We start from the raw sequence: 11573 nt of genomic DNA, 5'->3' as shown, positions 1-11573 counted from the left end.
ATTGTGTTGAAACTTTAAATATCGGATATTCAACCTGCTGGAAGGCATCGAGATTTAGTAGTCGAAAAATTGAAGACTCGGTTCTTACACAATCAACGATTTGTGATGACAATCTCCTAATCCTGGAGCATTAAGCTTAGATGGTTCGGTGACTATTTCAACTCGGAGGTGCCATTAAGTGCAGCTGAAGAAGAAAACCATCATGGTTTTGGCGCTCAGCTTGTCCATTCTTTCGCAAGGCATGGTTGTCCATGCGGCGAAGGAAGAAGATTACAAGTTTAAGCCGGAAGGTAACGGTAAATGGATGACGGGTGAGTACCACGCACATACTTATCAATCCGATGATGCCAGTCAATCCCTGCAAGAAGTGCTGGACCATGGATTTCAGGAGTACAATCTGGACTGGATTGCAATTTCTGATCATCTTCGAACCTCTACACGGGATGAAGATGGGAATGCGATTGCTGGCGGACCTATTCCGCTCTCTCAGGGACTGGCCCAGTACCAGGTTCCCGGAATCAAGCAGCTTCAGGCAGCAGGGAAATATAAGAACAAAATTATCTTCTCGGGGTTTGAATGGGATATGCCTACCTATGAGCATGTGGGTATCGGTATTATTGCGGGCAAATTCGGCTCAGAATCTAGCCTGAAGGCCGTCAGTCAATTTGAGTATCTGTTCACCAACCGTGAAGAATCGTTGTTCGACCCCGCAGATGTTGCGAATTGGAATAAACAAGGAAGCAGGGCATTTACGACACGGGAGGATGCTCGCACGGCACTGGCTTGGCTGGAGAAGAATTATCGGAATAGCAGTTACGCCTTGCTCAACCATCCCTCTAGAAAAACCGTGTACACCATTGCGGACATTCGCGACTTCAATAACATGGCTCCGAACGTCGTATTTGGAATGGAAGGCATGCCCGGGAATCAGATGGAGCCGGATCGAGGCGGCTTAAACCTGACAACGCCGGAAAACAGAACTTATGGCGGCGCTGACTTCATGATCGCCAAGGTTGGCGGCGTATGGGATGCTTTGCTCGGAGAAGGACGCGAGTTCTGGAATTTCACGAATTCGGATTCGCATTTTGAGATTAGTGAAAACCGGTTGTATTCCAGCGGATATTGGCCAGGTCAATACGCCAAGAATTACACTTGGATACAAGGCCAAGACATGCAAAGCGTATTGGACGGTATGCGTTCAGGTAAATCATTCTCTGTCTTCGGCGATTTGATTAACGCACTGGACTTCCAGGTCCGTCATGGTAACAAACAGGCAGAAATGGGTGGAGATCTTCATGTTAAGAAGGGAACGCCCATCGAGATCACCATCCGCTTCAAAAGCCCGAAGAAAAATAACAATGGCGATGCTGTAAAGGTGGATCATGTCGATCTGATCGCAGGGGATGTAATAGGTAAGGCACAGCCAGGTACGGCTGCATATAGCAAGAGTACCAACGATTCTACCAAAGTCGTTAAGCGGTTTACAAGCAAAGACTGGAAGACCGATCGGGACGGATACTACGTGATCACATATCGAACCGTAGCCACGAAGGATCAATATTTCCGTCTAAGAGGTACCAACCTTGGGGTCAATGTAGCAGGAGAAACAAGTAACGGTAATCCGTTAATGGATCCTAAGACGGACATCGAAGACCATGAGATGCGTTTTGCGGAAATTAACAAACGAAATTATAGTGATCTGTGGTTCTACTCCAATCCCATCTTCGTTTCTGTAGATAGTAAACCGAACAAACATGGGAACCATTCGGAACAAAACTGAATACATGCAATGCATGAAAGAGACTGCCGATCTGTCGGCAGTCTTGTTTATTCATGACGTTAATTATCCCGCTGCTTAAGAAGGAGCGATTGGGAGTGGGGCAGTTTTAGCTAATTGTTATGGTACTTAACAGCTCAATAAAGCCACCTACTATATGGGGCATTGCCGACAAAACACAGATAATATATGGTAATACATTTTTTGGAATATAAAACCCTGATTTTTCTAATCTAAGTAGAAAAATCAGGGTTTTAATATTTAACTGAGTGGTTGACTTATTATTGTATATCCATTATATTTAACCATATGGTTGAACAAAATAATAATCTAGATAGTGTTTTCCACGCCTTGGCTGATCCAACACGAAGAGAAATTGTTCGTCTTATTGCCTCTCAAGAACGTACAGTATCGGAATTGGCCGCACCTTTTGATATGTCTTTAGCAGCTATTTCTAAGCATATTAAAGTCTTAGAACGGGCAGGCATTCTTGATAGGAGTGTAAAAGGTAGAACACATACTTGTCGCCTTAATGCCGAATCCTTATCATCTGCAACGGATTGGCTGCGCTTTTACGAACATTTTTGGAACAGACAGTTTGACGCTCTTGAACGTGAGCTTAGTAACGCTAAAAAGGAGGAACTGCAATAAACTTATTACGATAAAATTATTATGAATAGGATGATTGAGATGATCACTTCAACAACTACCCTAACAATGACACGTCGTTTTGAATTCACTGCGGAAAGAGTGTTTGATGCGTGGGTAAACCCAGAAATGATGAGTAAATGGCTATTTAATCCAGAAGAAAAAGCTAATTTTGTAGAGAATGATTTTTGCGTCGGAGGGTCTTATAGGATTAGGGACCCCAAAGAAGGAGAAGCTATTGGGAAATATCTTGAAATCGATAAACCCTTCAAATTAGTATTTACATTTCAAATCCCAAAATATAGCGAAACGATAGACCGAATAACCGTATTATTAGAACCCATAGATGGTGGCTGCGAAATGACTTTCACACAAGAAATAGTGGTTCCTCATGAACAAGGATGGACCACAGAAGACATTGAAAAGGCGCATCGTGAATTTAGAGATGGTTCTGAACAGGGATGGAACAACATGTTTGATGTTTTAGTTAAACATTTATCGAACAGAAATAACCCTCAAAAATAACTAATCAAAACAGAAGCATGAACTTTATTGAATGTCTTTTTTAGATTGAATAGTAGTCTCACTGTTTCACGGTTGGAAAACAATATGACATTTGGCGAAGTTTCTTCAACAAACGGGCTCGATTGTGGAATAAAACTTTATTTTACCTCCATCAAAAACTGGACGGGGTATGCGTTTTGAAAGTATTTAACATGAAATCGGAAAGTAACCTTGTGAAAAAGTGAAAGATCTGTGTCGTAACAGGGTTTTCCGTCATAAAAAGTTGCTGATTTTTTCACAAAATAAACAGGATACTGATTAAGAATCACTCTTTTTATGATATCTATCCTTGGAAATTATGACGATCCAAACTCATGAAAAAAACAGGTCCAGGTTCTTCTGGGATATCTGGGACCATTTTAATAATCTGAAACCCAACTTTTTCATAGGCTCGTATAGCTATACTATTGTTAACCTCTGGATTAATAATACACCTATCTACACTTTCATCGGAAAAAACAAACTGACTTAGAAAACGTGACAGAATTTTTGTGCCAAGTCCTTTATTTCTATACTCCTCTTCTCCTATAAATAGGTCTAAACTGGCTGAATTAGTTAGATCAACATACTTTTCAAATACTGGATAATCACTCCAATTGAATGTTTGTATATAACCAATAGGAGTATCATTATAAAGAATTAGATACGGATCAGTTGGTTCAACCCTTTTGATATAATCAGAAAACTCTTGGGTTACCTTTTCATAAGGTTCTTTTTTGTTGTAAGCCCAAAAACGGTTAACAAAACGGTCATTTCTAATCCAGTCATACATAAGTGGTAAATCTTCGAATATAAGCCTTCGAAACTTAATCATGTTTGGATCCAATTTCATATTTCCCCCTTTGAACAGGTTAACGTGATGGTTACTAATTTTTAGCCTAATAAAATTATTTTAAATTTTCAATCTTAGTACAGCTATTATTCCATAATCTGGCCCTCTTGCTTAACAATATTGTATCAGAATTATCTTTATAAATGCCACTTAGCATTGAGGGTTAACGTATCAAAAACAACCGTTTTTGGTATGAAAGGGGATGTTTGTATTGAAATTTGGTTATGCACGTGTTGGCACACAAGATCAGTCATTATCATTACAACTCGATGCATTGAATCAATATGGGGTTGATGAGACCTTTAAAGAAAAAGACATAACCGTCCACAGTTAGATGAACTTCTTAAAGTTTTGCGCAAAGACGATACAGTGGTTGTCTATAAATTAGACCGAATCAGTCGAAGTACCAAGCATTTAGTTGAACTTATGGAACATTTTGAAGCAAAAGGCATTAATTTTGTATCCATTCAGGATAAGATTGACACGACAACAGCAATGGGACGATTCTTCTTTAGAATGTTAACTAGCATAGCCGAATTGGAACGAGATATCATTAGTGAAAGAACAAAAGATGGACTGACGGTAGCTAGAGCTAGGGGAAGAAATGGAGGGAGACCGAAGGTTGAATCAAAAAAAATCATGCTTGCCATAAAGATGTATGAAAGCAAAGACTATTCTTTATCCCAAATTAAAGTGTAAAGAAAGAATCTTCCAGCGAGACCCCTGATCGAACAGCGATTCAAGCATGCGGTGTCCAGATTTTCGACAGGCAATCTAGCGGAAGGATTATCTACCGCCTGGCGTCAACCTTTGGTATCGGTATTATTTTATCAGCCATTGTACTATTTTGTTGGCAAGGATTATTCTATGTTCTGGCCGGTGCTGTGTTGGTTTTTATCACACCGGAGCTGTTAACCGAAATATCCATTGTTAGGGGAATCTTGATTCTGAGTTCTGGCTTGAGCATACTAGGCATCCGGCATTTCAAAACGATGAATCTAATCCCAGCGCTGCTGATTCCGGTTGTGTTTATTACGCTTAAGACGATGCTGGGTATGTGATGATGAACCGTCAATTTCAGGTTAGATATCTGAGATGGACGGTTTTCTTCGTTTTTTAGTTTACATAATATTTATTATGATTCCTTATTCGGAATAGGCATACACCTAGATGTGGGCCATTGCATACACTGCCGATGAGGAGTCGTCACACCTATGTTGTTCTTACGTTCGCATCTGTGAAAAAAAGAATAACACATAATCCGGATTCGTCCACATAACCATGTACAGAATGGACATGATCGCTTGTCCAATCACCGGCATGAATCCGGTTATTAACGAAAGGAGGAGGATCAGTTTGTCATCCACCCCAGAAGGGAAATGGACTGCGGATCATCGGAGTATGGCTAAACGAAGATTCAGGTTTACACGCAATGACTGGATGGGCTATCTATTCAGTGCCCCGCTTATTATCGGGGTTGTGGTATTTGCCATCTATCCCATGTTCGCCGCGCTGTTCATGAGTTTTCATCAGACATCTGGGCTCAATTTATCGGGCGCTTGGGTGGGCCTCAGCAACTACCGATACGCACTGGAGGATTCCTTATTTTGGCAAGCGCTTACAAACACATTTATGATGGGGATATGGTCTGTTCTGCTTGGTATTGTACTGTCTTTTATTCTGGCCAGCCTCATTAACAACTTGAAGTGGAATCTGGGACGTAATTTTTTTAAAGCCGTATATTTTCTGCCCAATGTGGTATCCGGAGTTGCGACAAGCCTCTTGTTTTCGTTCTTGTTCTTTCCGTCCAAGGAGGGACTGATCAACTTTGTTATTGGCTTGTTTGGCATGGATCCTGTTGGATGGTTCACGAATCCTGAAGTCGCACGGTACAGCATTGTGCTGATGAGTTTGTGGGGCGCGCTCGGGTATAACACGATCATTTTCCTGGCCGGATTACAAAGTGTTCCTCGGGATCTTTACGAAGCAGCAGAAGTGGATGGAGCCGGAACGTACCGGAAGTGGTGGTATATCACGATTCCTTATTTGCGTCCAATCTTTGTGTTTATGCTCATTATGGGAACCATTGGCGGCATGAAGCGGTTTACCGATGTCTGGTTAATCGGGGGAACGGCTGGCAATCCAGGAGGAAGCTTGATGACGGTCGTGCTGTACATTTACCGGAATGCGTTCCTTGCTTCACAGATGGGTCTGGCCACTGCCGTATCCTACTTACTGTTCCTGATCATACTCATTCTGACGGCATTCCTCATGCTGCTTAACCGCCGTAAAGACAGTTTAGACTAACTCGGTCGCCTTGCCGATTCGGGAACCTTAGGGAACCGTAAATTCACAAGACAGGAGGGTAACTATGATCGATTCAGCCTTACCCAAGGAACCTGTACGCCGTAAACGAATCACACTTCAACAGCTTATTTTAACAATGGCCCTGCTGCTGGGTTCATTTATTATGATTGTGCCGTTCCTATGGATGCTCGTGACCAGCTTCGATTGGGGGGCACGACTCAATATCTCTTTCCCGCCCAAAATATGGCCGGAGGAGCCTTCGATCCGAACTTATGAAGCCGCTTTCACTAACATCAATATGTTTCGATATATTGGCAATTCAACACTTGTTAGTGCAGGGGTCATTGTCATCAGCTCGTTGTCTGCGCTTTTGTCCGGATATGCCTTATCCAAACTCCGCTTCAAAGGGGCAAACTTCGTTCTGCTGCTGGCCTTAAGCACGATGATGATTCCATTCGAAATGACGATGATTCCTCAGTATCTGCTGTTCAGCAAGCTCGGTTTGGTTGACAACTATCTGGCTTTTTATTTGCCGGCGATGAATTATGCTTTCGGTACTTTTTTAGCCAAGGCGTTTTTTGATCAATTACCCGGCAGTTTAAGGGAAGCCGCGGTATTGGATGGGGCCAAGGAAATTACCGTATTCAGCCGGGTTTATCTTCCGCTCTGTACACCCATTATCGCCACCATGGTTATTCTGCTGTTCCTTGGCGTCTGGAACGATATGCTATGGCCGCTGCTGATTCTGAAATCCGCTACCAAATACACCATTCAGATTGGTCTGGCGATGTTTACCTATAACAACGGGATCAATCAACAGCCTTCGATCATTATGGCGGCAACCACAACGAGTCTGATTCCGGTTATCGTCGTCTATATGTTCCTGCAGCGTTATATTATCGAAAGCATTGCGCTCTCCGGTATCAAGCAGTAATCCCGCGTTACGCGAATTTCATATATTTTTTACGGAGGTGTGTCTGATATGAAGAAGACGGTACTGCTTATTCTGTCTTTTGTACTTGTGTTTACGATGGCCGCTTGCACTGGCAGTTCGGGAAAAGACGTAACCGGCGGCGTCCAAATTGAGAAAGTGTCTGATATGCAAGGAACGGTTCGCGTTGCGCTGGCAGGCTGGCAGCTCGAGAACGGGATTGATGCGTTGACAGGGAATCCGACGATCGGCCTTAACGAATATTTGGATAAAACGTTCAAGAAAATGTATCCGAACATTAAACTTGAGGTATATCAAATCCCATGGGAGAACGTAAAAGCAAAACAAACGGCCATGCTGCTCTCCGGGGACGCGGATGTATTATACACGGGCGGAGCCTTTGCTTCCCAATGGTATCAGGAAGGACTGCTGCGGGATCTGGACGATCTGATTGAAAAGGACACCTCATTTGACCCCAGCATTTATCTGGAAGGCATCATGAACAATTCCTACAGCACCAAATCCCCGGATGGCAGCAAGCAATTTGGCATTCCTGTCGCCCTTGGTCGCCGGATGACTATCTATGATAAGAAGCTGTTTGAAGACTGGGGAGTGGATACACTCACCGCACAGCCTGGTCCGGAAGAAATTCTGGATAAAGCTAAGAAAATGACCGGCAAAAACCCGAAAACCGGTGAAGACAATTTCGGCCTGTATTGGAGCGGCAACTCGTTAAACGGATCTACCTTTGTTGCGCTTACCCTTGCTTTTGGCGCGAAGGGAGCGGAAGGGTCGTTGAAAGATATCAAGAACATCAAGTGGCATCTCAACACACCGGAAATGGTGAAGGTGCTGGAATGGCTGAAGGAAGCTGCCAAGCTGCCGCCGGCCGGTTTCGTCAACGCCCAGGGTGCCGAGAATTTCGGGCTTGAGAAGAACAACATTGCCATCGCGCTGGATTCTACCGGCGGTTCAACCATGAGTGAATACCGTTCGAAGCAGAATAAAGAGCTGCTGGACCGATTTGAGCCGGTATTGAACCTGGGTCCAAAAGGCGAAGGCTGGGTTGCAGTCGACCCGTTCATCATGGCAAAGAATGCAAGAGATGTGGATGCGTCATGGGAAGTGATGAAGTTCTTGACGAGTTACATGACGCAAAAATATATGTATGAAAATTTCTCGAATACCCCCACATTGAAAAACGCTGATTTCGTAACACCGGAAGATAAATTTGTGAAAAAAGCGCTTGAAATCGCGGAAGTTGGCCACTCGGAACTCATGGATGAAGCCAATCCGTTCTATATGAGCGACATCGCTCCAGCCATTAACGGATTTATTAGCCAGGCTGCATCCGGTCATGCACCGGATATTCAGAAGTTTCTGGATGATCTGCAGGCACGTGCAGAGAAATGGTCTGCTAATCTTAAGTAAGGTAGGTTACAAGAGGACTGCATAAAGCGCGCAGCTCCTCAGAGACAGGCCTAATCATGATGATTATATGAGCCAATATGCAATATATTCCAGTTTATTGTAAAATGTGCATGGTCCAAATCAAGTGAAGATATGAAGCCGGCCCAAGTGGCCGGTTTTTTTATGAGATGGAATGGAGCCCGGCATATTTTCAGGATATTTGCTGCTGCTGGTTACTGATATGGGAATCAGGCTTTTAAGCCTGGTGCAAAATATGCGGATGTACCCGAGACTAAACGCCTCTACCGGATGCTTTGTCCCCACATACGATAAAAAAACAGGTTCTTGTGACGAGATACCCTATCAATGTGGCAAGGAGTTGAGACGACAATGGGTCGGCTGAAGACCGTACAGACAGAGATTCAAACCTATATTTCGCATCTCAAATCCTTACAGTTTCCGGACGGATCCTGGAGATTTCTTTTTGAAACGGGGCCGATGACAGATGCCAATATGATCATTCTTCTGAAAAACCTGGATACCAAGCCGGAGCTAATTCCGCAGCTCGCGCAGCGTCTGAAGCAGCGTCAGGCTCCAAACGGCGCATGGAAGCAGTACGACGATGAAGTGGGCCATCTGTCTTCTACGGTCGAAGCTTATACAGCCCTGTTGCTATCCGGTTGTGCAAGCCGGGAAGACGTTATGATGCAGAAGGCTGAGGAGTATATTGTACAGCATGGCGGTGTGGAGCAAGCCCATGTTTCGACTAAATTCATGCTGGCGCTAAACGGGCTCTATCCTTGGCCTCGTTTTTTCCCGCTGCCCCTGTATTTGATACAGCTTCCCAAATCAAGTTCTTTCAGTTATTACCGTTGGAGCTCGTATGTCCGCAGTCATTTTGCTTCCTTGCTGATCCTCGGCCACCGCAAGTTTAAGCTTCATCATCCTCGGGAGATCAACATCCATCATCTGTTTGTAACACAGCATTTTCATAAACTACGTGAACCGAGACGTTCAAATCGCACACGGGAAAGAAAGAAAAAAGGTTATCTGTCGAGAAGCGCACTTAAAAAAACAGAGCAAATCCTCCTGCAAAATATTGAGAATGACGGAACACAATACAGCTATGCCAGCGCGACCTTTTTTATGATTTATTCTCTGCTTGCCATTGGATATAAGACGGACTCACCGATGATCAAGCAAGCGGTAGAAGGCTTGGTTTCTTTCGGTTACACTGCGCGCGACGGGTCGCTGCACATTCAAAACTCCCCATCAACCGTCTGGGATACGGCACTGATTGCCTATACCCTCCAGGAGGCAGGAGTATCAACGGAAGATGCCGCAATTCTGCGAGCTGCGAAGTATCTTCTTTCCTTGCAGCATTTGGAGAAGCAGGAGTCGGAAAGAGACTCACGGCATCGTACCTCCGGTGGATGGGGATTCTCCGAGAGCAACACGGCCAATCCGGATGTTGACGATACACAGGCGGTTATTCGCGTACTTACCAGGTTAGCAGCCCAGGAGAGTGACTACAGCGCGGCATGGAGAAAAGGAATTCAATATGTATTCCGTATGCAAAATGATGATGGAGGATGGGCTGCTTTTGAGAAGAACAGTGTCTCGTCGATTATACGTTTATTTCGAATACCGCATTTTGCTGAAACTGCCGCCGACCCTTCCTGCGCGGATATTACCGGCCGGGTGCTGGAGCTGCTCGGGAATCACTTGAAACTGCGTTTATCCCATCCGCGCATTCAAGACGGTTTAGACTGGCTCGTGAAGAAGCAGAAGAGCGACGGCTCCTGGTATGGCCGGTGGGGAGTGTCTTTTATCTATGGCACATGGGCAGCGGTGACTGGAATGGCTGCTGCCGGCTTGCAGGCAGATCATCCTGCGATCCGGCGGGCCGTGGACTGGCTGTTGAGAATCCGGCATGAGGACGGGGGATGGGGCGAGTCCTGTCGGAGCGATTTCATTAAGAAATATAATCCGGCTCCATACTCTACGGTCGTTCATACGGCATGGGCTTTGGATGCGCTGATTGCAGTTCACGACAATCCAACCGAGGTGATCGATCAGGGGATCCTTCGTTTAATAGAGTGGAACCGACAAGAAGGCAGGAGAACCACATATCCTGCCGGTGCGGGTTTGCCGGGACATTTTTATATTCATTATCACAGTTATCCGCTGGTCTGGCCGCTGCTTACCTTGAGCCATTATGTGCAGAAGTACCAAAAACAGCCCTAATTCATCATATTCCGAAGCCTTCTGGTTATACACCCTGTCCATATTGGAAACATAGCATATGCTTTTATTACCGACGAATTGTCGGAAGCGGAACCAGCTAACAATAAGCATTTACTGTATTTATTATTCAATCCTGAGGAGAATGAAAAGAAGCTTGCGAAAGGAGAAGGCAGATGGCATATCTTGATCCTGAACTAATGGGAACGTTTCGAGGCAAAATGATGAATCCGAGATACTTCCATCAAGTGTATGGAATTCTCTGCAAGAAACGCTGCGAGGATTTGCGAGACTATAACAGGTGCTGTGGGATGATTGATGAATTGTCCAATTGCTTGGGAGTACCGGTTACTCCTTGTCAAAAAGAAAATGCAGCGAAGTGGCTTATGGAATGCGGTGTCGATCCTCAAAATGGATATCATCGCAGACGCATGTGGAATATGGTATGGGGAAGAGGCTAAGCAGGAAATGGTTTTAGTTTTTGTTTGTTGAAAAATAGAGGGTGCTTAAATAGGGCAAGTTTGGTTTATGCACCTTCGTTTGGTTCGGTTGAAGAAGTCGCGGGAATCCGCGGCTTTTTTATTTACTGAGTTGGGTAGCTTGGTGAGACAGCATGTCATGTCTTGTTATGTATAGTAGGTTTAAAAATGGTTATAGTTGTATATGTAACCATATTTACAGTAATTGGAATGTTGGAATTGAACTCGAAAGAAAAAACCTTTGAACAACCAAGGAATGCGGAATCGGTAATTTAGACGTATCATGAAATCTGTTTTTGAACTTTGGAAAACCGAACTTAAATACCACATCGACGACCAATTGAATGTTCCAGAATAGTTTAGAGAAAGTTCAAAGAACCA

Annotated in this window: 10 protein-coding genes and 1 pseudogene; 10 read left to right on the top strand and 1 reads right to left on the bottom strand. The window is 44.2% G+C overall.

From position 1 onward, the window contains the following. Positions 1-178 precede the first annotated feature (178 nt). The 3 genes from B9D94_RS14465 (at position 179) to B9D94_RS14455 (ending at position 2950) form a co-directional block, all read left to right on the top strand. Positions 179-1780 (top strand): CehA/McbA family metallohydrolase domain-containing protein, encoded by a 1602-nt coding sequence (locus tag B9D94_RS14465; RefSeq protein ID WP_148247334.1) that lies wholly within the window; start codon positions 179-181, stop codon positions 1778-1780. 348 nt (positions 1781-2128) lie between these two features. Then, on the top strand, positions 2129-2428 hold the full coding sequence (locus B9D94_RS14460) for an ArsR/SmtB family transcription factor (protein ID WP_253806162.1): 300 nt from the start codon (positions 2129-2131) through the stop codon (positions 2426-2428). Between the two features lie 39 nt (positions 2429-2467). After that, positions 2468-2950 (top strand): SRPBCC family protein, encoded by a 483-nt coding sequence (locus B9D94_RS14455; RefSeq protein ID WP_036639145.1) that lies wholly within the window; start codon positions 2468-2470, stop codon positions 2948-2950. A 322-nt stretch (positions 2951-3272) separates the two neighbouring features. Here the strand turns inward: B9D94_RS14455 and B9D94_RS14450 are convergent, their stop codons facing one another. After that, positions 3273-3821 carry a GNAT family N-acetyltransferase gene (locus B9D94_RS14450; RefSeq protein WP_040680710.1) on the bottom strand — a complete coding sequence of 183 codons (549 nt, stop codon included), beginning with the start codon at positions 3819-3821 and terminating at the stop codon, positions 3273-3275. 211 nt (positions 3822-4032) lie between these two features. Between B9D94_RS14450 and B9D94_RS14445 the strand changes: the two are divergent. The 7 genes and pseudogenes from B9D94_RS14445 (at position 4033) to B9D94_RS14415 (ending at position 11174) form a co-directional block, all read left to right on the top strand. Then, a pseudogene (locus B9D94_RS14445) lies at positions 4033-4520 on the top strand (recombinase family protein). Positions 4521-4558: 38 nt separating this feature from the next. Next, positions 4559-4882, top strand: coding sequence for a DUF554 family protein (locus B9D94_RS14440; protein WP_367613825.1), 324 nt, complete (start codon positions 4559-4561; stop codon positions 4880-4882). Between the two features lie 295 nt (positions 4883-5177). After that, on the top strand, positions 5178-6128 hold the full coding sequence (locus tag B9D94_RS14435) for a carbohydrate ABC transporter permease (RefSeq protein ID WP_148247332.1): 951 nt from the start codon (positions 5178-5180) through the stop codon (positions 6126-6128). Between the two features lie 64 nt (positions 6129-6192). After that, entirely contained in the window at positions 6193-7062 is an 870-nt protein-coding gene (locus B9D94_RS14430) for a carbohydrate ABC transporter permease (RefSeq protein WP_006210627.1), read from the top strand. A 48-nt stretch (positions 7063-7110) separates the two neighbouring features. Beyond that, positions 7111-8490 (top strand): extracellular solute-binding protein, encoded by a 1380-nt coding sequence (locus B9D94_RS14425; protein WP_148247331.1) that lies wholly within the window; start codon positions 7111-7113, stop codon positions 8488-8490. A gap of 369 nt (positions 8491-8859) precedes the next feature. Then, complete coding sequence (locus tag B9D94_RS14420) at positions 8860-10716, top strand: terpene cyclase/mutase family protein (RefSeq protein WP_148247330.1); 1857 nt, start codon at positions 8860-8862, stop codon at positions 10714-10716. Between the two features lie 173 nt (positions 10717-10889). Then, entirely contained in the window at positions 10890-11174 is a 285-nt protein-coding gene (locus tag B9D94_RS14415; RefSeq protein WP_036639133.1) for a hypothetical protein, read from the top strand. The last annotated feature ends 399 nt before the right edge of the window (positions 11175-11573 follow it).

The sequence above is a fragment of the Paenibacillus sp. Cedars genome, assembly GCF_003184205.1.
In the GTDB taxonomy this organism is placed as follows: Bacteria; Bacillota; Bacilli; order Paenibacillales; family Paenibacillaceae; genus Paenibacillus_AQ; species Paenibacillus_AQ glucanolyticus.
This window is presented reverse-complemented; position numbering and strand designations above follow the sequence as displayed.

Bases quoted from the DNA above. Each gene is read 5' to 3' on its own strand.
- B9D94_RS14455 (WP_036639145.1), top strand. From the start codon at position 2,468: ATGATCACTTCAACAACTACCCTAACAATGACACGTCGTTTTGAATTC.
- B9D94_RS14450 (WP_040680710.1), bottom strand. From the start codon at position 3,821: ATGAAATTGGATCCAAACATGATTAAGTTTCGAAGGCTTATATTCGAA.
- B9D94_RS14430 (WP_006210627.1), top strand. From the start codon at position 6,193: ATGATCGATTCAGCCTTACCCAAGGAACCTGTACGCCGTAAACGAATC.
- B9D94_RS14425 (WP_148247331.1), top strand. From the start codon at position 7,111: ATGAAGAAGACGGTACTGCTTATTCTGTCTTTTGTACTTGTGTTTACG.
- B9D94_RS14420 (WP_148247330.1), top strand. From the start codon at position 8,860: ATGGGTCGGCTGAAGACCGTACAGACAGAGATTCAAACCTATATTTCG.
- B9D94_RS14415 (WP_036639133.1), top strand. From the start codon at position 10,890: ATGGCATATCTTGATCCTGAACTAATGGGAACGTTTCGAGGCAAAATG.